Source organism: Sciscionella sediminilitoris, from assembly GCF_000737195.2.
Classification (GTDB): Bacteria; Actinomycetota; Actinomycetes; order Mycobacteriales; family Pseudonocardiaceae; genus Sciscionella; species Sciscionella sediminilitoris.
The window spans coordinates 80,355-100,693 of record NZ_JALM01000005.1; the positions used below are offsets into that span (position 1 = coordinate 80,355).

Sequence of the window (20,339 nt, forward strand, 5' to 3'; positions counted from 1 at the left end):
CCCAGCCGACAGCGACGTTTGGAGGAAGAGTTGATCGTCCGTTCGCTTAGCGACATCGAAGACACCGACGACGACATCAAGAGCGAGAACTGGCGCAGCAAGCGCATCATCCTCGCTCGGGAGAAGCTCGGTTTCTCGGTGCACGAGACGACCCTCTACGCGGGCACGGTGAGCGACTTCTGGTACGCCAACCACATCGAAGCCGTGTTCATCACCCAGGGCGAGGGTGAAGTGGAGAACAAGGAAACCGGAGAGGTTTTCCAGCTCAAGCCGGGCACGATCTACGTGCTCAACAACCACGACAAGCACCAGGTCCGGCCGAAGACCGAGATCAAGTGCGTGTGCGTGTTCAACCCCCCGGTGACCGGACGGGAGACGCATGACGAGAACGGCGTCTACCCGCTGATCACCGAGGACGACTAACCGTCCGCGAGTCACAGGAGGCCAGGCGACGATGACCGCGACCGAAGTGCGTAGCGAGGCCCACGACCGTTATCCCACGAGGATCACCGGCGAGACGCATCTGCTGGAGCGGGTCGAGCCGACGGTCTGGTCCGATGAAGCGGACGGACCGATGGACGCGGGTGATCTCGCGGCACACGCCGCGCGTGGTTACTCGATCGTCGATGGCCTCCTGTCCCCGGCGGAGGTGCAGGCCTACTGGTCCGAGTTGCACCGGCTCTACGTGGACGAGGGGCTGCGCTCGGACGAGCGGCTGGCCTTCGACCCCGAGACCGGGGAACTCACCTCGATCTTCGCCGTGCACGAGATCAGCGAGCTGTTCGCCGAACTCGTGCGTGATCCCCGGGTGCTCGACCGGGCCCGGCAGGTGCTCGGTTCCGAGGTGTACGTGCACCAGAGCAAGGTCACCCTGGTTCCCGGGTTCACCGACCCCGGCTACTTCTGGCGTTCGGAGTTCGAGCGCTGGCACGCCGAGGACGGGATGGCGGCACCGCGCGCGGTGAGCGTGTCGATCACGCTCGCCGACGCGTTCGCCTCCGGCGGGGCGATGATGCTGATGCCCGGATCGCACCGCACCTTCGTCAGCTGCGGTCCGGACAAGAACCCGCCGCGCACCGACATCACCAAGCTCGCCGCCGAATACGGCATCGAGCAGTTCACCGGCCAGGCGGGCGCCGCCCTGCTCGCCGACTGCAATGTGCTGCACGGGGCGGGAAGCAATATCACCCCGTACCCGCGCTCGAGCATCTGGCTGGCCTTCAACAGCGTGGAGAACCCGCTGGTCGAACCGTTCAGCGCGGAGGCGCGGCGGCCCGAGCATCTGGCCAGCCGTCAGGTCGACACGATCGAGTACTGATAGGTGCATACCCCTGCTAAATGTGACCTAGGGCACGCATGGCATGGTGTTGATCACCTGATAGCGCAAGCTAGGGTGGCAGTGCGGTACGGAACACGGTGGCTCAGTTACGTACCGTAGCTCCTCGCGGTGACCATGCCGATTTCGACGCTCGGGGTCCGAATCGGCGTGGAACCGACGTGGAGTACGGCCCCGTGCCGTCCGCTGTAAAAGCGAACGGTTCGGGGCCGTTTTATTCTGTGCCGGGGGATTTCAGCCGGTCAGCACGAGCTTCCCGGTGAGGTGACCGGCATCGAGTAGCCGGTGCGCGTCGGCGACGCGCTCGAACGGGAACGTCTCCCGCACGTGGACCCCGAGTTCGCCCCGTTCGACGAGTGCCACGAGAGCGCGCAGGGCGACCGGATCCGGATCGACCGCGATGCCACTGAATCGCCTGCCCGCCGCCGCGAATCTGGCGGCGAGTTCCGCGTCCTCGTCGGCGACCGCCGTCACCAGGTGACCGCCCGGGCGCAGCACCGCGAGTGAGTGCGCGGCGATGTCCCCGCCGAGCGTGTCGAACACCAGGTCGATATCGCGGAGCGTCTCGGTGAAATCGACGGCCGTGTAGTCGAGCACCTCATCGGCGCCGAAACTCGCGGCGAACTCCCGCTTGCCGGGACCGGCGGTCGTGATCACGTGCGCGCCGAACGCTTTCGCGATCTGGATCGCGACGTGGCCGACCCCGCCGCCACCGCCGTGGATCAGCACCCGGTCGCCTTCGGTCACGCCGCCGAGATCGACGAGGCCCTGCCAGGCCGTCAGCCCGGCGACCGGCAGCGCCGAAGCCTCGATGTGCGAGAGCGCGGCCGGTTTGCGCACCAGATGGAGCGCCGGAGCCGCCACGAGTTCGGCGTAGGCGTTGGCAGCACGGGGAAACAGCGGCATGCCGAACACTTCCTCGCCGGGCCGGAACCGCCCCGTCTGCGCTTGCTCGACCACGCCGCTGATGTCCCAGCCGAGGATGAACGGTGGCTCGCCGAGCAACGGGAACTCGCCCGCGCGCAGCCGCGCCTCCAAGGGGTTCAGCCCGATCGCCTGGACGCGGACGAGGACTTCGGTCGGCAGGGGCCGGGGTTCGGGTGCTTCCACGATGCTGAGCACCTCGGGGCCGCCGAACTCCTGCTGGGTGATGGCTCGCATGACTCTCAGATTAGGTTTCCGATAGGAACCGGCAGGTACCTTTGGCGTCATGAGCGGATTCGGTCCCGGGGACCCTTTTCTCGCCGACTGCCCGGCGCGATTGGCGGTCGAGCTGATCGCCGACAAGTGGACGGTGGTCGTACTCGCCGGCCTCAGCAGGGGACCGGTGCGTCACGGCGAGCTGATCGAATCGATCGGCGGTATCTCGCGCAAGGTGCTCACCCAGACGCTGCGGCGGCTCGAGGCGCACGGACTCGTCCACCGGCACGCCTACGCCGAGGTTCCGCCGCGCGTCGAGTACGAGCTCACCCCACTCGGGGCGACGCTGACCGAGCCGATCCGCGCGCTGACCGAGTGGGCGAAGGCGAACGGCGAGGCGGTGCTCGCCGCGCTCGACGCCGGGGAACGCGCGCTCTAAGCCCCGGCGTCGAAGGCCCGGATCGCCGCCTTGGTCGCGGTCATCCGCCAGGCCTGTTCGAGTAGCCCGGCGATCTCGTCCCAGTCCGGGACAGCCGCATTCAGGTCCACGCCGACCCAGCCGCGCGGGCCGAGATAGGCGGGCACGAAGTAGCGCGCCGGATCGGTGCCGACGAGCGCTTCCTGCTCACCGATCGGGGCCTTCACCCAGAACGCGAGCCGCCCGTCGCCGTGATGGTCCACGAGGAACCACGCGATCCGCTTGCCCCGCACCAGGAATCCGGTGTGCCCGTGGCTGTGCGCGGGTTCGATCCCGGGCAGCCGTTCGGCGAGCTCGAGCAACTTCTCCCGCGCCTGCTCGCGTTCCTTCTCGCCCCAGCCCATCAGACGAGCCCGTGTTCCCGGGACTCGACCTCGATCGGGGCGAGGCTGGGCCGTTTCGCGGTGACCCCGTCGCCCATCGAGCGCCCGGTCAGCTGGCGCCGCGCCCAGGGCAGCATGTAGGTGCGCACCCAGTCGAGGTCCTTGAGCCGGGAACGGAACCAGTCGAGCGGGGCCTGCTCCGGCCAGGGGGCGTTCCACTCCTGCTCGGTCGGTACTCCGAGGGCGGTTGCCACCCGCAGCGCGATCCTGCGGTGCCCCTCCGGGGTGAAATGCAGCCGGTCATCGGCCCAGGCCCGGGAATCCCCGAGCACCCGCATCCCCCACAGATCGATCGCGGTCGCGCCGTAGCGGTCCGCGATCGACCACAGGTGGCTGTTGTACAGCGCGACCTTGCCGCGCACGGTGCGCATCAGCGGCATGTGCTTGGGATCGGGACCGTTGAACACGACCACATCCGCCCCGCTCTCGGTGAGCTGGGCGACCATGTCCTCGAACCGGCCCGCGAGCGCGTCGATATCGCAGCCGGGCACGATCAGATCGTTGCCTCCGGCACACAGGGTGACCAGATCCGGTCGTTCGGCCAGCGCGATGGGCAGCTGCTCGGTGACGATGTCGTTCATGACCTTGCCGCGCACGGCGAGGTTCGCGTAGGTCAGCCCGGGCTGGACGGCGGCGAGCAGTTCGGCGAGCCGGTCGGCCCAGCCGCGGAAACCACCGTCGTCAGCGGGATCGTCCAGGCCCTCCGTGAAGCTGTCGCCGAGCGCCATGAAGCTGCGCCACCGCATATGCGTACACCTCCCCGAGCGCCTGTCATGATCAATGCGAGCATGCCTTATCGGCCGATGGCTACGCCACCGTCAGTTACCATGCCGTAGGTTGTATCGGCGAACCCGTGGGCCGGTGTTACCGAAAACGTGTGCGCTGCGTAGTGATCTGGCACGCGTGCACGAGCAGGGTCACGGTCAGCGCGACGAGCAACAGGGCGACCGGGACGTGCGCGGCCATCACCTCCGCGTCCCCGAGCGTCGCCTGTACGAAGGTCAGCACCAGCACCACAGCGCCGAGCACGGTCGGCCAGAGCAGATGGCCGCGGCGCCACAGCCAGAGCGCGCTGAGGGCGGCCAGCAGTGCCGTGGCATGGACGAAGTAGGCGCCGAGGCTGTGCAGGGTTATCGCGGTGTTCGAGCCCCCGAGCACGGCTCCCGCGGTCACTCCCTGCAATATCAGAAACACCAGGAGCAGGGCGCTGCTTCCGCGCAACAGCCAGATACCGGCGCGATCGGCCTCTGCAAGAGCCTTGTGCATGATGGAAGTATGCGCCTTCTCGGTGTGATTTTCGCGTATTGGTGCCAACGGGGCGAGTTAGGGGACACTAAGTAGGTGGACAGAACTGAGCAGCGGCGGGAATCGTTCGCGAGCCTGCTCGGGGGGCGAACCGCTGCGATCGACGCGAGCCTGCCACCGGTCGGGTTCGTCATCGGATGGCTCGCGAGCGGTCAGTCCATCGAGATCGGCGCGGCCTCGGCGATCGGGCTCGCCCTGGTGATCGCCGTTCTCCGGCTGATCCGTAAGGAGAAACCGCGCGCGGTCATCGTGAGTGTCGCGCTGGTGGTGATCGCCGCCCTGATCGCGCTGCACACCGGGCGCGCCGCGGACTTCTTCCTGCTCCAGCTGCTCTCCAACGCCGCATCCGCGCTCGCCTGGCTGGCCAGCATCGTGGTGCGCTGGCCGTTCCTGGGGATCATCGTCGGGGTGGTGCTCGGCCAGAAGACCCGCTGGCGCAAGGATCCCGCGCTGGTGCGCGCCTACTGCCTGGCCAGCCTGGTGTGGGTCGCCCAGTACCTGCTGCGGATCGCGGTCTACGTGCCGCTCTGGCTCGCCGACGAGACGGTCGCGCTCGGGATCGCGCGGCTGGCCCTTTCCTGGCCGGTGCAGGTGGTCTGCCTCGCCGTTTCCTGGCTGGTGTTCCAGCGGGTGCTACCGCGCGAGCATCCCGGGATCCGTCACCCGGTCACCGGGTGAGGCGCGGAGTCGTCCAGCAGTTTCGCGGCGAGCCAGGCGGCGCCGTCCCCGCCGTCCCCGGAACCGAGCGGTTCGGCACCGGTCACCGCTTCCAGCCGGGCCCGCAGCCGGTCGGTGAGCGGGCCACCGGGGCCGATCAGCCCGCCGGTGAGCACCACAGGGCCGGTGTCCGTGCCGCGCGCGGTCATGGCCAGCCGGACCAGGTGCTCGACCGCGGCGTCCAGGATCCGGATCGCGGACTCGTCCCCGGCGAGTGCGGCCTCGCTGACCAGTGGGGCGAACCGGGCGACCCGGATCGGTGAGTCGGCATTGGCCGCGGTGATCACCTCGCTGGACTGGGCGCGCCGCCGGTCGAAGCCGTGTTCCACGGTGAGCGGTCCGACCGCCTGCTCGTAGACCGCGCGGGCGAGCGGGCCGAGTTCGCCGTCCTCCAGTAGGAGGGTGTCCAGGCAGGCCCGGATCGCCTCGCGGCCGAGCCAGAATCCGGAGCCCTCATCGCCGAGCAGCCAGCCGTAGCCACCGGCGAGCCGGACCTTGCGGTGTTCGCGCACCCCGACCGCGATCGAACCGGTGCCCGCGACCAGCGCGGTACCCGAAGGGGCGCCGGTCGCCGAGGCGAAGGCGATCTCCACATCGGAGAGCACGGTCAGCTCGCAGTCGATCCCGGTGCTGCGCCAGGCTTTCTCGAAGATCGCGGCGATCTCGGGATCCACCAGTTTGGAGTCCCCGGCCAGTCCGAGCACCGCGGCGCCGACCTGGCCGGGGTCGTGTTCGCCGAGCGCGGCGCGGACCGTATCGGCGATCCGGCCCGCGGCCACCTCGGGCGGATACGAATTGGGGTTCGAGCCCTCCCCGCGCGCGTTGCCGAGCACGGTTCCGTCCAGCCTGCCGAGCTTGGCCCTGGTCGAGGTGCCGCCGGCGTCGATGCCGACCACGAGCGAGTTCATCGGGTCTCGGTGACCTTGTGCAGGCCGCGCGGGTTGTCCGGATCGCCGCCGCGGGCCAGCGCGAGCTCGAGGGCGATCTGCTGCACCGGGATGATCTCCAGCACCGGGGCGAGCTCCTCCGCGCACTCCGGGGTGCGCAGGTTCGCGTTCTCCGCCGAGCCGACGGTCAGCAGGTCCGCGCCCGCCGCCCGTACCGTGTCCAGCACCGGGCCCATGGCCGCCCCGCCCTTGCCCGCGCTGGTGATCGCCAGCACCGGGGTCTGGCGGTCCACCGCGGCCACCGGGCCGTGCAGCAGGTCCGCCCCGCTGTAGGAACGGGTCGCCAGGTAGGCGGTCTCGGCGAGCTTCAGGCCCGCCTCGTGCGCACTGGCCAGCGAATAACCGCGGCCGCAGGCGATCAGCCGGTCGGCGAACCGGTACCGGTCCGCGGCCTCGGCGACCGGCACCTGCAGCGCACCGGTCGCGAGCGAGCCGATGTCCCTCGCATGCTCGGCCTTGCCACCGCGCCAGGCGTCGATGAGCAGGTACAGGGCGAGCAGGGTCGCGGTGTAGCTCTTGGTCGCGGCCACCGCGCGTTCGGCGCCCGCGCCCATGTCCACCGCGAGCTCCGCCGTCTTGTGCAGGGCGGAGTCCGGGGTGTTGGTCACCGCGACGGTGAGCGCGCCCGCGGCCTTCGCGGCCTCGGTGACCTCGAGCAGGTCGGGGGAGCCGCCGCTCTGGCTCGCGGTGATCAGCACGACGTCGGTCAGATCCGGCCGGGCGCCGTAGATGGTCGTGGTGGACGGTGAGACGAGCCCGACCGGCAGCTGGACCAGCGTTTCGATCAGGTACTTCGCGTACAGCGCCGCGTGATCCGAGGAACCGCGGGCGGCCAGCAGCACGAACCGTGGCTTGTGGGCCGCGATCCGGGCGCCCGCCTCGGCGATGACCCCGTGGTTGGCGACGATGCCGTCGAGTACGGCCGGCTGTTCTGCGATCTCCGCGCGCATGAGCGCCCCTGGTTCGGTCACGCTGCCAGGCTAGTCGTCTCCTGGCTCGTACGCTCGGTACCGGTTCGGGTTCACCGTGCGTGCGCGTCCGTGAACACCTCGCCGAGCAGGACCGGGTCGATGTTCCCGCCGGAGACCACCGCGGCGATCCGGCCCTGCGGCAGCGCGGCACCGTGGTGCAGGAAGGCGGCCGGGGCCACGGCACCGCTCGGTTCGGCGATCAGGCGCGCCTCGAGTGCGAGCCGCCGGACCGTGCCGGTGATCTGCTCCTCGGTCACCGTGAGCACGCCGTCCAGGTGCGCGCGCAGGTGCGCGAAGGTGAGCTCGGAGGGAGTGCTGCGCAGCCCGTCGGCGATGGTGCGGCCCCGATCGGCGCGCGACCATTCCCGGATCGTGCCCGCTTCCAGGGATTCCTTGGTGTCCGCGGCCAGTTCCGGTTCCACCCCGTAGACCAGCGCCTCCGGGCAGTGCGCCTTGACCGCGGCCGCGATGCCCGAGGCGAGCCCGCCACCGCTGATCGGCACCAGTACCGCGGCGATCTCCGGTGCGTCCTCGGCGATCTCGCTGCCGATGGTGCCCTGTCCGGCGATCACCGCGGGGTCGTCGAACGGGGCGATGAGCGTGTATTCGCGTTCGGCGGCGAGCCGGTGCGCGGTGCTCTCCCGCTCCTCGGGGTCGGTGAGCACCACCTCGGCCCCGTGGCCCCGGGTCGCCTCGATCTTGCGGGCGGGCGCGGTCTCCTCGATCACGATCACCGCGGGCAGTCCGGCGAGCTTCGCGGCGTAGGCGACCGCCTGGGCGTGGTTTCCACTGGAGTACGCGACTACTCCATTCGGCCGCTCCAGTGAACGGATCGCATTGACCGCGCCGCGCAGTTTGAACGCGCCGATCGGCTGAAGATTTTCGGGTTTCAGCAATAGTTCGCGGTCAGCGTCGCCGAGGAACGAGGGGAGTAGTGGAGTGCGCACCACGGAACCGGCGATCCGGTCCGCCGCGGCCGCGATCGCCGTGCTGTCAACGAGTTTCATAACACCGATCTTACCCTGAGTGTCCAATGTGGACAGATGGGCGTGTGCTCGGACACGTTCGTGCTAGCCTTGTAACACCGAGGGGGTTTTCGACGTTAACTGTTCGAGATCAAAATTTATCGGCGGGGACGAAGTGAGTAAGGATTCCGAGGAAGACAAGGGGCTTGGTATCAAGCCCGTTCAGGTGCTGGCGTATGCCCTCGCGGCGATCGCCTCCGCCGTGCTCGGTTCCTTCTTCGGCTTCTCCGGGACGGTCATCGGTGCCGGAGTGGCGAGCGTGATCTCCACCGTCGGCGCGGCGGTCTTCCAGCGCGGCGCGGAGAAGACGACGGAAGCGGCGAAGAAGGCCGCGCGCAATACGGGAGCCTTGCGCGCGCAGCCCTCCACCGCCCGGGCCTCGGGCGCCCAGTCCCCGAATGCCCAGTCCCCGAATGCGCAGTCCCCAGGGACCCGGCAGGCGCAGCAGCCCCAGCAGGCGCAGCGCACTCAGCAGGGTCCGCAGCCGTACCAGCAGCCGCGTACCTCGCCGCTGCAGCAGAACACCCCAGGACGGGCGACCACGGCCCGGGCCTACCGTCCGGTGGACCCGACCGAGCAGATCGCGAACCTCGCCACCCCGATGCACGAGCAGCGCACCCGGTACATGGGGCCGAGTGGCCCGGCGCAGCAGCCGACCCAGCAACAGCGGACCCAGCAGCAGGGTGTGCCGACCGGACACCGGCCACCGGCCGAGCCGGAGGCTCAAGCGGGCCCGCCCTGGTGGCGAAGACACCTGAAGCTGCTGGTCGGCATGTTCGTGCTGGTCTTCGTGATCGGTGTCGGCGGAGTGAGCGCGATCGAGCTGCTTTCCGGTGGACCGCTGTCCGGAGGGCAGGGCGGTACCTCGTTCGGCAGGCTGGTCAGCGGGGACACCTCGACCAAGAACAAGGACCAGTCGCCGAGCGAGCAGGACAAGAACACCGGCGGCAGTCCGAACGGGACCGAGGAGACCGGGACCACCACGACCACCACGCGGGAAACCACGACGACAACCGCGCCGACCCGCGAGACCGGCGGCAACGAGCAGCCGACCGGGCAGAACGACCAGCAGGGGCAGCAGCAGTACCAGAACCCGCAGGGCAAGAACGCCCCGGAGACTACGCCGGGAGCCGGCTGACCAGTTCGGCCGCGGCGCGCCGTGGATCCTCGGCCTCGGTGAGCGCGCGCACCACGACGATGCGCGAGGCACCCGCGTCCAGCACCTCGTCCAGGCGTTCGGCATCGATCCCGCCGATCGCGAACCAGGGCCGTTCGGTGGCGAGCTCGGCGACTCCGCGAACCAGATCGAGCCCGGGGGCAGGGCGACCGGGCTTGGTCGGGGTAGGCCAGCACGGACCCGCGCAGAAGTAGTCCACCCCGGCCTGTGCCTCGGCGGCCCTGGCCTGGGCGGTGGAGTGCGTGGAACGCCCGATGAGCACGTCCTCGCCGACGATCTCCCTGGCCAGTTCGACGGGCAGATCGTCCTGGCCGAGATGCAGCACATCCGCACCGGCGAACCGGGCGATATCGGCCCGGTCGTTCACCGCGAGCAGTGCGCCGTGCCGGGCGCACGCCTCGGCGAGCACTTCGAGCGCGGCCAGTTCCGCGGCGGCTTCGAGCGGCGCACCCCCGGTCTTGTCCCGCAACTGCAGGATGTCCACCCCGCCGGAGAGCACCGCATCGGCGAACTCCGCGAGGTCCCCCTGCTCGCCGCGAGCGTCCGTGCACAGGTAAAGCCGTGCGCGGTCCAGGCGCTGTCTGCGTTGCTCCCCATCGAATCCAGGCATGGTGTCGACCCTAACGGGCGCCCCGGTAAACGGTGTCCGCGTCCACGAAACACAGTTGGTTGCCGAACGGATCCTCCGCGTAGCAACTGCGCTCGCCCCAGGGCTGCGTGGTGATCCCGTCGTCCACCCGCGCGGGCCCGGCGGCACGCAGCCGCGCGTGCACCGCCTCCAGGTCCTCGACGGCCAGGTACACGATCCGCGGATCGCCGGCGGGATGCGGGATGACGACCTCCGCGGCGGGCTGTACGCAGGCGAGCACGACCTCGCCGCAGTGGAAGTAGTGCCGGTTCGTCCACACTCGTTCGCCCGGCTCGCCGAGCACGCTCGCGTAGAACTCCGCCGCCCGCTCGATATCGCCGACCGCGATCGTGAGGCGGAAAATCCTCGTCGCCATGCGGGCAACGGTAGCCCGGGGAGTAGGGTTGTGGTGTTCGCACGGGAGCCGGGGTGACCGGCTGAGAGGGGACCTGAGCCGGTCCCGACCGTCGAACCTGATCCGGATAATGCCGGCGCAGGGAGCGTGGGAATGCGGTCGCAACGGGAAATCATCGTGGTCGGTGCGGGCGTGATCGGGTGCTCGATCGCGTGGCGCACGGCCCGCGCGGGTCATCGGGTCACCATCCTGGACCCGGATCCGCACGCCTCGGCCTCCTGGGTGGCGGGCGGCATGCTCGCCCCGATCGCGGAGGCCTGGCCGGGCGACGAGGAGGCACTGCGGCTCGGCCTCGACTCGATCGAGCGGTGGCCGCGGTTCGCCGCCGAACTCGCCGAGGACGGGCACGATCCGCTGCTGCGCACCGAGGGAACCCTGCTCACCGGGGTGGACACCGCCGACCGGGAAGTGCTCGACACCCTCGCCGGGTACCTCGATCACCTCGGGCACCCGGTGGAGAAGCTGACCGGTTCCCGGTTGCGGCGGATGGAACCCCTGCTCGGGCCCGCGGTACGCGGCGGGCTGCACATGCCGGGCGATCTCGCCGTGGACAACCGTGCGCTGCTGCGCGGATTGCTCGCCGCCGCGACCGAACACGGCGCGGCGCACGTCCCGGAGCGGGTGACCGAGATCGGGGCCCGCCGGGTGCGCACCGAACAGGGCACCGTGTTCGAGGCCGATTCGGTGGTACTCGCCGCGGGGGCGTGGAGCGCGCGGCTGCATCCGGAGCTCGCCGAAACGGTGCGGCCCATCAAGGGCGAGGTGCTGCGGCTGCGTGCCCGGCGCGGTTCGCTTCCCCCGCAAGGGAAAACCGTGCGCGGCATCGTGCACGGGCGCCCGGTCTACCTGGTGCCGAGGGCGGACGGGGAGATCGTGCTGGGGGCCACGCAGTACGAGGCGGGTTTCGACACCGCGCCCGCGCTCGGCGGGGTGCGCGACCTGATCGCCGATGCCGAGACCCTGGCGCCGAGCCTCGCGGACTACGAGCTGACCGAGGTCTGCGCCGGGGTGCGCGCGGGAAGCGTCGACAACGCTCCCGTGCTCGGCGCGCTCTCCGACGGGGTCATCGCCGCCGCGGGGCACCACCGCAACGGTCTGCTGCTCGCCCCGCTCACCGCCGACCGGATCACCGAGATGTTCCTTGAGGAGTTGGTATGAAAGTCACCGCGAACGGTCAGGTGCACGAACTGCGCGAGGGCGCGCTGACCGAACTGCTCGACGCGCTCGGCACCCCGGAACGCGGGGTCGCCGTGGCCGTGGACGGGCGGGTCGTCGCGCGCGGGCAATGGTCGGAAACCGTGCTCAGCGAGGGCGCGAAGGTCGAGATTCTCACGGCGGTGCAAGGTGGATGACGCGCTCGTGATCGCGGGCACCAAGTTCGGCTCGCGACTGATCACCGGAACCGGGGGAGCGGGCAATCTCGCCGTGCTCGAACGGGCCCTGCTCGCCTCGGGGACCGAACTGACCACCGTTGCCATGCGCAGGATGGACGCCGAGAACGGAACCGGTGTGCTCGACCTGTTGCGGCGCAACGGCATCGCCCCGCTGCCGAACACCGCGGGCTGCCGCTCCGCCGCCGAGGCCGTGCTCACCGCGCAGCTGGCAAGGGAAGCGCTGGAGACCGACTGGGTCAAGCTCGAGGTGGTCGCCGATGAGCAGACGCTGCTTCCCGAACCGGTGGAATTGCTCGAGGCGGCCGAACAGCTCGTCGAGGACGGGTTCACCGTGCTCGCGTACACCAATGACGATCCGGTGCTCGCGCTGCGCCTGGAACAGGCCGGTTGTGCCGCCGTGATGCCCGCCGGTTCGCCCATCGGCACCGGTCTGGGCATCAACAACCCGCACAACATCGAGCTGATCGTGGCACGCGCGCAGGTGCCGATCATCCTGGACGCCGGGATCGGGACAGCGTCCGATGCCGCACTGGCCATGGAGCTCGGTTGCGCCGGTGTCCTGCTCGCCACCGCCGTCACCAGGGCGAGTGATCCGGAGGGGATGGCCACCGCGATGCGGCACGCCGTGCTCGCGGGCAGGCATGCGCGCTGCGCTGGGCGCATCCCGAAACGGTTCTGGGCACAGGCGTCCAGCCCGGCGCCCGAGTCCTGACACGGCGACCCTGACAAACGCGGAACATCGGACATGGTTCGCTCGTTGCCTGCACAACGCAGAGAGGATGCGGGCTATGACGACTGGACAACTATCGAGTTCCTCGGCTTCAGAGGACCCGACGAGCGACGATGCCACCAAACGGCTGTACCTCGTCGTCGCGCGGCTGTCCCGGTCCCTGCGCAGGCGCGGGGACATGCACGGTCTCGGGCACGGCGCCGTCTCGGCCCTGGCCACGCTCGTCGTCTCGGATGCCATGCGGCTCGGCGACCTCGCGGCCAAGGAAGGGGTGGCCGCGCCGACCCTCTCGCGGATGATCGCCGCGCTGGTGGACAAGGGTTATGTGGCGCGGGAACCCGATCCCGCCGACGGCCGTGCCTCGCTGGTCGCGCCGACCGAGCTCGGCCGGGCGATGATCATGGAGATGCGGTCCTCGCGCATGCAGGAACTGCACCGCCGCCTGGATCGGCTCGACCAGGCACAACGCCAGACCCTGTTCGAGGCCCTGGATTCGCTGGAAACCCTGATCTCCGACGACTGAGATCGAGCTCACGCACCCGCAGTGGGGATGCTTTATGTACCCGCCCGGCTACATCGTGCTAATACTTGGTTAGTACCACTAACCAAGTATTCCTCGGTGTGGAGGTGTGGGTATGACGGTCGAATACCAGCAGTGGGACATCGTCTCCAGCGTCGGGCTGACCGCGCTCGCGGTCGCTGCCGGGCGCGCGCTGGAGGCGAACAGTGCGGCACCGCTGGTGAAAGATCCGTTCGCGGAGCGGTTCGTGCACGCGGCGAACCCGCCCGAACCGTTGCCGACCCGGCCGGAGGACGCGGAGGGGCCGGTCTGGGAGCAGATGGCCACGCACATGGCGCTGCGCACCCGGTTCCTCGACGACTTCCTGCTCGAAGCCAAGCCGAGCCAGGTGGTGATCCTCGCCGCCGGGCTGGATGTACGCGCCTACCGGCTCGCCCTTCCGGCGAACTGCCGGGTGTTCGAGGTCGACCAGCCGAAGGTGCTCGAGTTCAAGCAGCAGGTGCTGGACGCCGAAGGAGCCGAACCGGCCGGTGCCCGCACCGCGGTGCCCACCGATCTGCGCGATGACTGGGTCACCGCGCTGCGCGAGTCCGGGTTCGATCCGAACGAGCCCTCGGTGTGGCTCGCCGAAGGCCTGCTGCCCTATCTGCCGGGGCGCGCCGAGGAGGAGCTGTTCGACCGGATCCACGCGCTCTCCGCCCCGGGGAGCGCGCTCGCGGTGCAGATTCACGACGGGAACTTCACCGAGATGTTCGAGGACTCCTTCGTGGTGGACACCGCCCAGGCGCTGGGGGTCGACCTCCAGGGACTGTTCAGCGCGGAGCCCCGCCGCGATCCGGGCGAGTGGTTGCGCTGGGCGGGCTGGGCGACCGCCGAGACGGGTGCGGCGGAACTGGAGCAGCGCTACGAGCGTCGGCTGCCGGAGGACGGCGGGACGCTGGCGCGCGCCAACCGGTTCCTGGTGGCGCGCCGGTAGCTTCAGTCGCGTTCCGGCCAGAACAGGTAGCTGACCAGGATCAGCGCCCAGATGCCGATCGGGATCCCCGGCCAGAAGAACCGCAGCTCCCCGTGCACCAGGCAGATCCCGCCCCAGATCGCGGTCAGCAGCACCGATCCGCCGAGGAAATAGCTCCACTCCGCGCGCCAGGCATGGCGTTCCTCGCGGTCCCGCTCGGCGCGGCTGCGCGGCAGATCGCCGTGCAGTGCGTCGAGTTCCTCGGTGGTGACCGCCTCGTTCGCCCGGTCCAGCCGGTGTTCGTACTCGGCGAGATCGAGTCGCCCTTCACCCATCGCGTCGGCGAGCCGGCCCGCGACGGCCTCCCGTTCCGCATCCGAAGCCCGCATGTTCCCTCCTTTGAGATACGAATGTATCTTAAACACCGTGCCGAAGATTGTCGACCGGGACGCGGTCCGCAGGGAGATCGCGCTCGCCTTGCTGCGGGTGCTCGCCGAACAGGGGATCGAGGCGGTGAGCGTGCGCACCGTGGCCGCGGCCGCCGGTCGTTCGCCAGGCGCGGTGCAGAAGTACTTCGCCACCAAGGAGGAACTGCTCACCGCGGCGTTCGAGCTCTACTGCGAGCGCTCGGGCGACCGGATCGCGGCGGTCCCGCGCGGAACGGACCGGGCGGAGACGGTCACCGCGCTGGTCGCGGCGACCCTGCCGCTCGACGAGCAGAGTCGGCTGGATGCCCTTGTACTGCACGAGTTCGCGCTGCGCGCCGCACGCGACGAGCGGATCGCGGCGCGGCTGCGCGAACTGGACCGGGAAGTGCTGGACGCGTTGATCGCGTTCACCGGGCTGTCCGCGGCCGCGGCCTCGGCGTTGTTCGCGGTCTCGGACGGGCTCGCGCTGCGCCTGCTCTACGGTTCGCAGTCGCGCACCGCGGCGCTCGCGGCGCTACGGACGAGTGTCGCCGCCGTCCTGGAGGCGCCAGAACACTGAAACCGGCCCGACTTTCGCGCCGATGGGGTAGGCCGCGCGCACGGATTCGGTGACGAACCATTTGGCCGCGCGGGCCGCATCGGTCATCGGCATCCCGTGCGCGAGCCCCGCGGTGAGCGCCGAGGCCATCGCATCGCCCGCGCCGTGCGTGTGCGTGGTGCCGAACCGGGGACCGGGCAGCTCGGTGAAACTGGTGCCGTCGTAGAGCAGATCGACGCATTCCGGGTCGGTTTCCAGGTGCCCGCTCTTGACCAGCACCCATCGCGGTCCCATGCCGTGCAGGATCTTCGCGGCCTCGTGCATGCCTTCCCGGTCCCGCACCTGGAGCCCGGTGAGCAGCCGCACCTCGTCCAGGTTCGGGGTCAGCACCGTGGCGCGCGGCAGCAGGCGATCGATGAGTGCGCGCTGCCCCGCGGTGTCGAACAGCGCCTCACCGGTCATGGAGGCGGCGACCGGATCCACGACGAACGGAATACGGTCCCCGATGCCCAGCCGTGCACAGGCATCGGCGACCGCCTCGATGATCGGGGCGGAGGCGAGCATGCCGGTTTTCGCCGCGCCGACACCCATATCGGCGGCCACCGCCTCGATCTGCGCGGCCACCGTCTCGGCCGGGATGTCATGGCGCCCGTGCACCCCGAGGGTGTTCTGCACGGTCACCGCCGTCACCGCGACCAGCCCGTGCACCCCGCAGGCGAGAAACGTCCGCAGATCCGACTGCAGACCGGCCGCGCCACCGGAATCGGAACCCGCGATGGTCAGCGCGGTCGGCGGCGTGGTCCCTGGCAACGGCAGTGGGAAAGTCACCCGGCCAGGGTAACGCGTGGCTACAGCAGCAGGCGCACGATCGCCGCGATTCCGATGACCACGATCACCGAGCGCAGCACGGTCGGGGAGAGCTTGCGGCCGATCTTCGCGCCGAGCAGGCCACCGAGGATGGAACTGACCGCGAGGATTCCCACCACCGGCCAGCTGATCGGCGCGATGAACGCGTAGATGGCGCCCGCGACCACGTTCACGATCGCGGAGAGCACGTTCTTGAAGGCGTTGAGCCGTTGCAACGGGTCGTGCAGCAGCAGGCCCATCACCCCGACCAGCATGATGCCCTGGGCCGCGGTGAAGTAGCCGCCGTAGATCCCGATGAGGAAGACGAGGAAATACAGCAGTGGCCCGGAATGCCCGGCGTCCTCGCCGCCCCTTCGCTTGCGCACCATGGCCGAGACCTTGGGCTGGACGATCACCAGCAGCACGGCGATCCCGACGAGCACCGGAACGACGGACTCGAACGCGTCCTGCGGAAGGGAAAGCAGCAGCGCGGTTCCCCCGATGGCACCGAAGAACGAGGCGATCCCGTAGCGCAGCAGGCGATCGCGCTGCCCGGTCAGCTCGTGCCGGTACCCGTAGGCTCCGGTGATGGTCCCGGTGATCAGCCCGATGGCATTGGATGTGGTCGCGGTCAGCGGCGGATAGCCGAGCGCCACCAGAACCGGGAACGTGACCAGGGTTCCCGAACCGACGACGGTGTTGATCGTGCCCGCCCAGACTCCGGCGAGCGCGATCAGCACGCCATGCCACCACGTCATGCGGGAAACCCTAGATCGGGATGAGTTCCGGAGATCCGTGAGTTAAGGCACAGGCACCGTTCTCGGTGACGGTGAAGGTCTGGCTCAGCCCGACCCCCATGACACCGAACGAGCGGAACGAGGCGGGGATGTGGAACACCATGCCCGCCTGCAGCGGCTGCTCGTTCGCGGTGGTGAGATAGAACGGTGCGCCGTCCATCCAGTGCGGCGGATGCGCGATCCCGATCGGGTAGCCGAACATGTGGTGGAACACCTCGTCGTCGCGCAGCGGTCCGAGTTCGCGCAGCGCGTGTTCGGCGACCCGGGAACAGGGCACCCCCGGGCGTGCGGCGTCGAGCACCGCGGCGACCGCCGTACCGGCCAGGGCTTCGAGCCTGCGCGCCTTCTCCGGCGGTTCGCCGCGGCACAGGGTGCGCATCACCGGGGCGTGATACCGGCGATGGGTTCCGGCGAACTCGATGAAGGTGACCTCCTCCAGCGGGGTTCCGCGCCAGGTGGAGTGCGCGATCCCGCCGCGCGCCCCGGTCGCCACGACCGGTCCCCACGCGGATTTCGAGTCGGCCTCGCGCAGCAGCGCCTCGCTGATCGCCGCACCCACCTCGTTGTCCAGGACGCCCGGTTCGCGGGCAGCGGCCACCGCCGCGTCCACCCCGCGCTGGGTGATCTCCGCCGCCGCGCGCACGTGGTCGAGCTCGGCGGGGGAGAGCACGAGCCGTTGGCGTTCGACGAGATTGTCGGCGTCCACAATGGACACTCCGGCGGTGCGTAGTGCCTCGAGTGCGATCGGCGGGGTGTTCGGCGCGCTCGTATCGATGGCGAGCCGCCGGGTTTGCGGCAACACCCGGGCGACGTGCCCGCAGATCGCTTCGAGTGCCCGGTGCATCGTGGAATAGTCGCAGTAGAGGATGTCCGCGCCGACCGAACTGGCCACCGCACGCCCGATCTCCAGATCCAGCACGTAGAGATAGAGCGCGTCCGCGGTGACCAGCAGCGGCTGCGGCGCGGTCTCCGCGGAGAAGTACCCGCTCAGATAGTCCACACTGGACGGACGGAACACCAGGATCGCGTCCGCGCCGAGTTCGGTGAGCCCGGCCCGGATCCGCGCGATCCGCCCGGCATACTCCGCTTCGGTGAAGGCGCGTGGTTCGGCCTCTCCGACGCGGGCCAGCGCATCCGGTTCGAGGCAGCGGGCGGGGCGGACCTCGCCGAGTCCGGTGATGTTCATGATTGCTCCAGTATCTCCGCGATTTCCTCGGCGCAGCCCCAGGAAAGGGTGACGCCCGCGCCGCCGTGTCCGTAGTTGTGCACGCACAGCCTGCCGTTCGCGAGCCGCTGGGATTCCAGGCGAACCCCGCCGGCGCGCGCGGGGCGCAGGCCGAGCCGCGCTTCGAGCCGTTCCGCCTCGGCGACCCGCGGATCCAGCCCGGCACATCTGGCCACGATCCGGTCCGCTTCCGCGGCGCGCTCGGTGAGGCTCCACTCCGCGGAATCCGTTGTGCCGCCGAGGATGCAGCTGTCCGGCTGCGGAATGATGTAGGCCTCGCCTTCCGGATTGTCGAAGTCGGCGAGCACCCGATCGATGCCCGGATTGCGCACCCGGACCACCTGCCCGCGGATCGGGTACACGCCGAGGTCTCCGGCGAGCCTCCCGGCAGCGAGCCCGGAACAGTTGACCAGTACCTCGCCGTGCCCGCTCGCCTCGGCCAGCGATTTCACCCGGATCCGTTGCACCGCACCGAATCGCTCGCGCAGATAGGGCAGGTACCTGCGCATGTCGATCACCGGCTGCTCGAACACGTAGCTGTCCACGAAACCGGGCGGCAGTTCGGTCCTGGCCAGTCTGCCGATGGTGCCCACCGCCTCGGCCCACCACGGTTCGCGCGCTACGGGGCTGCGCCACAACTGGTGGCACTCGCGCAGCAGCACCCCGGTTTCCGGGTCGGTGCGCAGTTTCTCGAACACCGCCCTGCTCACCTGTGCCCAGTGGTTGACCCGGTCCGGTGGGTCCACTTTGTAGGGGAACCAGGTCGCACCCGCCACGGCCGATGTGGTCCGCTCCGGTTCCTCGGCGCTGAGCAGGGTGACCCGGAAACCCTTGTCCTGTAAGGCGATCGCGGCAGTCAGTCCGCAGACGCCCGCACCGAGGACGGCGATCTCGGCTCGCATTTCACCTCCTCGCTGATCCGGCCGCGCATCAGCACCGGATAGATCGCCCCCGCGACGATCGCGCCGATCACCCAGGAGATGTCCCCGCCGTGCAAGGCATCCGCGATCGGCCCGGTGTATACATCGTTGTTCATGAACGGGATCTGCACCGCGAACCCGACGAAGTAGGAGACCATGCCCGGCACGTTGATCCGCCCGTAGATCCCCTTGGGCTCGTGCATCTGGTGCACGTCATAGCGGCCCTTGCGCACCACGTAGTAGTCGACGAGATTGATCGCCGTCCACGGAATCATCAGGGTGAGCACCAGGACCAGGAACGTCCGGAAGGCGTTGAGAAGGTTGTCCATGTAGAGGAAACCCATGTAGGTGGCCAGCGCGGCCACCGGGATCAGGAAGGCGAGCCGCAGCGCGAGCCCGCCCTTCCAGCGGCGCAGGAAGGTGGTGACAAAGGACAGCGAGGCCATGTAGCCGCCGTAGATGTTCAGCGCGTTGATGCTGAGCACCCCGATCGCCAGGGTCAGATAGGTGACCACGGCGAACCAGTGCCCGGCGTGGCCGGCGATCGTGCCGATGGCCTCCACCGGACCGCCCGCGAACCGCTGCTGCAGCGCGGCGCCGAGCGTCATCAGCCAGACCCCGCTCACCCCGACCCCGGTGTAGGTGTACCAGAACACGCTGGATATCGAGGTCTTCTCGGGCAGATAGCGCGAATAGTCGGCCACGTACGGGGCGAAGCCGAGTTGCGAGGTCGCGGTGACCGAAACGGCGAGCAGGAACGGACCGAGCGCGAAGCCGGATCCGGTCTTTCCGGCGCCGACCGGGTGGTTGTCCACGAAGATCAGCAGTACCGAGAGCATCAGGAAGACCGCGGCGACCAGGTAGGTCAGGTACTTCTCGAGTTTGTGGATCGCGTTGTAGCCGAAGATCGCGACCAGCAGGCTCAGCGCGGAAAGCAGCACGATCGACACGGGGAGCGGCAGCCCGAAAACCGCGGTGAGCGCCTGTGCGCCGAGCACCACCCCGGCCGCGTAGAAACCCAGATACATCACCACGACGAACACGAGCGGGATCGCCGCCCCGTAGTAGCCGAACTGGGCGCGGCTCTGGATCATCTGCGGCAGCCCGAGATGCGGTCCCTGCGCGGAATGGCTGGCCATCAGCAGCGTGCCGAACAGCACCCCGATCAGGATCGCCACCACGGCCCAGCCGAGGCTCAGCCCGCCGGCCACCGTGGTCGCGCCCGCGGCGACCACCGGCAGTTCCATGTTCGCGCCGAACCACACGAACATCAGGTCCGACGGCTTGCCGTGCCGCAGCTCGTGCGGGATGAACTCGATACTGCGTTTCTCGATGAGGAAGTTCGGCCGCTCTCCGCTCGCCGTTGAGCTACCCATGTCGGGTGAGATTAGTCTGTAGATTGTCAACAATACAACCGTTGACGATCCTACGACCGTGCTGCTATGCAGTACGGCGCGTTGTTAT

General features: G+C 69.4%; 26 protein-coding genes and 1 riboswitch. Of the genes, 11 read left to right on the forward strand and 15 right to left on the reverse strand.

Features of this window, described 5'->3' with window-relative positions; translation table 11 throughout:
• Positions 1–30 precede the first annotated feature (30 nt).
• Both AD72_RS02265 and AD72_RS02270 read left to right on the forward strand, forming a co-directional pair.
• Entirely contained in the window at positions 31–423 is a 393-nt protein-coding gene (locus tag AD72_RS02265; RefSeq protein WP_031464661.1) for an ectoine synthase, read from the forward strand.
• A 31-nt stretch (positions 424–454) separates the two neighbouring features.
• Entirely contained in the window at positions 455–1,318 is an 864-nt protein-coding gene (locus AD72_RS02270) for a phytanoyl-CoA dioxygenase family protein (protein WP_031464662.1), read from the forward strand.
• 252 nt (positions 1,319–1,570) lie between these two features.
• On the opposite strand, the gene AD72_RS02275 is transcribed toward AD72_RS02270, so the two are convergent.
• Positions 1,571–2,497: an NADP-dependent oxidoreductase gene (locus AD72_RS02275; RefSeq protein WP_031464663.1), complete on the reverse strand. Its 927-nt coding sequence runs from the start codon at positions 2,495–2,497 to the stop codon at positions 1,571–1,573.
• 49 nt (positions 2,498–2,546) lie between these two features.
• On the opposite strand from AD72_RS02275, the gene AD72_RS02280 reads away from it, so the two are divergent.
• Complete coding sequence (locus AD72_RS02280; RefSeq protein WP_031464664.1) at positions 2,547–2,915, forward strand: winged helix-turn-helix transcriptional regulator; 369 nt, start codon at positions 2,547–2,549, stop codon at positions 2,913–2,915.
• Here AD72_RS02280 and AD72_RS02285 read toward each other — a convergent pair.
• From AD72_RS02285 to AD72_RS02295, 3 genes are all read right to left on the reverse strand, one after another.
• On the reverse strand, positions 2,912–3,298 hold the full coding sequence (locus AD72_RS02285; RefSeq protein WP_051897742.1) for an MmcQ/YjbR family DNA-binding protein: 387 nt from the start codon (positions 3,296–3,298) through the stop codon (positions 2,912–2,914). The genes AD72_RS02280 and AD72_RS02285 overlap by 4 nt on opposite strands.
• The gene (locus tag AD72_RS02290; RefSeq protein WP_031464666.1) at positions 3,298–4,083 is read right to left on the reverse strand and encodes an SGNH/GDSL hydrolase family protein; all 786 of its coding nucleotides are present in this window, start codon (positions 4,081–4,083) and stop codon (positions 3,298–3,300) included. The genes AD72_RS02285 and AD72_RS02290 overlap by 1 nt, the downstream gene beginning before the upstream one ends.
• A gap of 118 nt (positions 4,084–4,201) precedes the next feature.
• Positions 4,202–4,603 carry a hypothetical protein gene (locus tag AD72_RS02295; protein WP_051897743.1) on the reverse strand — a complete coding sequence of 134 codons (402 nt, stop codon included), beginning with the start codon at positions 4,601–4,603 and terminating at the stop codon, positions 4,202–4,204.
• Positions 4,604–4,678: 75 nt separating this feature from the next.
• Between AD72_RS02295 and AD72_RS02300 the strand changes: the two genes are divergently transcribed.
• Complete coding sequence (locus AD72_RS02300; RefSeq protein ID WP_031464668.1) at positions 4,679–5,320, forward strand: DUF3159 domain-containing protein; 642 nt, start codon at positions 4,679–4,681, stop codon at positions 5,318–5,320.
• Here the strand turns inward: AD72_RS02300 and AD72_RS02305 are convergent.
• From AD72_RS02305 to AD72_RS02315, 3 genes are all read right to left on the reverse strand, one after another.
• The gene (locus AD72_RS02305; protein ID WP_031464669.1) at positions 5,302–6,267 is read right to left on the reverse strand and encodes an N-acetylglucosamine kinase; all 966 of its coding nucleotides are present in this window, start codon (positions 6,265–6,267) and stop codon (positions 5,302–5,304) included. The two genes, AD72_RS02300 and AD72_RS02305, sit on opposite strands and share 19 nt — an antisense overlap.
• Positions 6,264–7,256 carry an SIS domain-containing protein gene (locus AD72_RS02310; protein ID WP_031464670.1) on the reverse strand — a complete coding sequence of 331 codons (993 nt, stop codon included), beginning with the start codon at positions 7,254–7,256 and terminating at the stop codon, positions 6,264–6,266. Before AD72_RS02310 ends, AD72_RS02305 begins: the two co-directional genes overlap by 4 nt.
• A gap of 71 nt (positions 7,257–7,327) precedes the next feature.
• Positions 7,328–8,284 carry a threonine ammonia-lyase gene (locus AD72_RS02315; RefSeq protein ID WP_031464671.1) on the reverse strand — a complete coding sequence of 319 codons (957 nt, stop codon included), beginning with the start codon at positions 8,282–8,284 and terminating at the stop codon, positions 7,328–7,330.
• 133 nt (positions 8,285–8,417) lie between these two features.
• Here AD72_RS02315 and AD72_RS02320 point away from each other — a divergent pair, with 133 nt between their 5' ends.
• A complete protein-coding gene (locus AD72_RS02320) occupies positions 8,418–9,440 on the forward strand; it encodes a hypothetical protein (RefSeq protein WP_031464672.1) in 1,023 nt (340 codons plus the stop codon).
• Here the strand turns inward: AD72_RS02320 and thiE are convergent.
• Positions 9,421–10,089, reverse strand: a complete 669-nt coding sequence (gene thiE / locus AD72_RS02325; protein WP_031464673.1) for a thiamine phosphate synthase — start codon at positions 10,087–10,089, stop codon at positions 9,421–9,423. The genes AD72_RS02320 and thiE overlap by 20 nt on opposite strands.
• A 10-nt stretch (positions 10,090–10,099) precedes the next feature.
• The gene (locus AD72_RS02330; RefSeq protein WP_031464674.1) at positions 10,100–10,483 is read right to left on the reverse strand and encodes a VOC family protein; all 384 of its coding nucleotides are present in this window, start codon (positions 10,481–10,483) and stop codon (positions 10,100–10,102) included.
• A gap of 31 nt (positions 10,484–10,514) precedes the next feature.
• A riboswitch (TPP riboswitch) is annotated at positions 10,515–10,624 on the forward strand.
• Here AD72_RS02330 and thiO point away from each other — a divergent pair.
• The 5 genes from thiO to AD72_RS02355 all read left to right on the forward strand — a co-directional run bounded on the left by thiO (position 10,616) and on the right by AD72_RS02355 (position 14,142).
• Positions 10,616–11,680 carry a glycine oxidase ThiO gene (thiO, locus tag AD72_RS02335; protein WP_037344632.1) on the forward strand — a complete coding sequence of 355 codons (1,065 nt, stop codon included), beginning with the start codon at positions 10,616–10,618 and terminating at the stop codon, positions 11,678–11,680. It overlaps the preceding riboswitch by 9 nt.
• Positions 11,677–11,874 (forward strand): sulfur carrier protein ThiS, encoded by a 198-nt coding sequence (gene thiS / locus AD72_RS02340; protein ID WP_031464676.1) that lies wholly within the window; start codon positions 11,677–11,679, stop codon positions 11,872–11,874. The genes thiO and thiS overlap by 4 nt, the downstream gene beginning before the upstream one ends.
• Positions 11,867–12,628 carry a thiazole synthase gene (thiG, locus tag AD72_RS02345; protein ID WP_031464677.1) on the forward strand — a complete coding sequence of 254 codons (762 nt, stop codon included), beginning with the start codon at positions 11,867–11,869 and terminating at the stop codon, positions 12,626–12,628. Before thiS ends, thiG begins: the two co-directional genes overlap by 8 nt.
• A gap of 76 nt (positions 12,629–12,704) precedes the next feature.
• Entirely contained in the window at positions 12,705–13,169 is a 465-nt protein-coding gene (locus AD72_RS02350; RefSeq protein ID WP_031464678.1) for a MarR family winged helix-turn-helix transcriptional regulator, read from the forward strand.
• Between the two features lie 112 nt (positions 13,170–13,281).
• Positions 13,282–14,142: an SAM-dependent methyltransferase gene (locus tag AD72_RS02355; RefSeq protein WP_031464679.1), complete on the forward strand. Its 861-nt coding sequence runs from the start codon at positions 13,282–13,284 to the stop codon at positions 14,140–14,142.
• 2 nt (positions 14,143–14,144) lie between these two features.
• On the opposite strand, the gene AD72_RS02360 is transcribed toward AD72_RS02355, so the two are convergent.
• Positions 14,145–14,510, reverse strand: coding sequence for a DUF1707 SHOCT-like domain-containing protein (locus AD72_RS02360; RefSeq protein WP_031464680.1), 366 nt, complete (start codon positions 14,508–14,510; stop codon positions 14,145–14,147).
• Between the two features lie 37 nt (positions 14,511–14,547).
• On the opposite strand from AD72_RS02360, the gene AD72_RS02365 reads away from it, so the two are divergent.
• Positions 14,548–15,108 (forward strand): TetR/AcrR family transcriptional regulator, encoded by a 561-nt coding sequence (locus AD72_RS02365; RefSeq protein ID WP_031464681.1) that lies wholly within the window; start codon positions 14,548–14,550, stop codon positions 15,106–15,108.
• Here AD72_RS02365 and thiD read toward each other — a convergent pair.
• Genes thiD through AD72_RS02390 form a run of 5 tightly spaced genes read right to left on the reverse strand, consistent with a single transcriptional unit; the run spans position 15,064 to position 20,251 of the window.
• Positions 15,064–15,915 (reverse strand): bifunctional hydroxymethylpyrimidine kinase/phosphomethylpyrimidine kinase, encoded by an 852-nt coding sequence (thiD, locus tag AD72_RS02370; protein WP_051897745.1) that lies wholly within the window; start codon positions 15,913–15,915, stop codon positions 15,064–15,066. The genes AD72_RS02365 and thiD overlap by 45 nt on opposite strands.
• A 20-nt stretch (positions 15,916–15,935) precedes the next feature.
• Positions 15,936–16,691, reverse strand: coding sequence for a sulfite exporter TauE/SafE family protein (locus AD72_RS02375; RefSeq protein WP_031464683.1), 756 nt, complete (start codon positions 16,689–16,691; stop codon positions 15,936–15,938).
• Between the two features lie 10 nt (positions 16,692–16,701).
• On the reverse strand, positions 16,702–17,916 hold the full coding sequence (locus AD72_RS02380; RefSeq protein ID WP_031464684.1) for a M24 family metallopeptidase: 1,215 nt from the start codon (positions 17,914–17,916) through the stop codon (positions 16,702–16,704).
• Positions 17,913–18,857, reverse strand: coding sequence for an FAD-dependent oxidoreductase (locus AD72_RS02385; protein ID WP_031464685.1), 945 nt, complete (start codon positions 18,855–18,857; stop codon positions 17,913–17,915). The genes AD72_RS02380 and AD72_RS02385 overlap by 4 nt, the downstream gene beginning before the upstream one ends.
• Complete coding sequence (locus AD72_RS02390; protein ID WP_051897747.1) at positions 18,812–20,251, reverse strand: purine-cytosine permease family protein; 1,440 nt, start codon at positions 20,249–20,251, stop codon at positions 18,812–18,814. The genes AD72_RS02385 and AD72_RS02390 overlap by 46 nt, the downstream gene beginning before the upstream one ends.
• Positions 20,252–20,339: the final 88 nt, after the last annotated feature.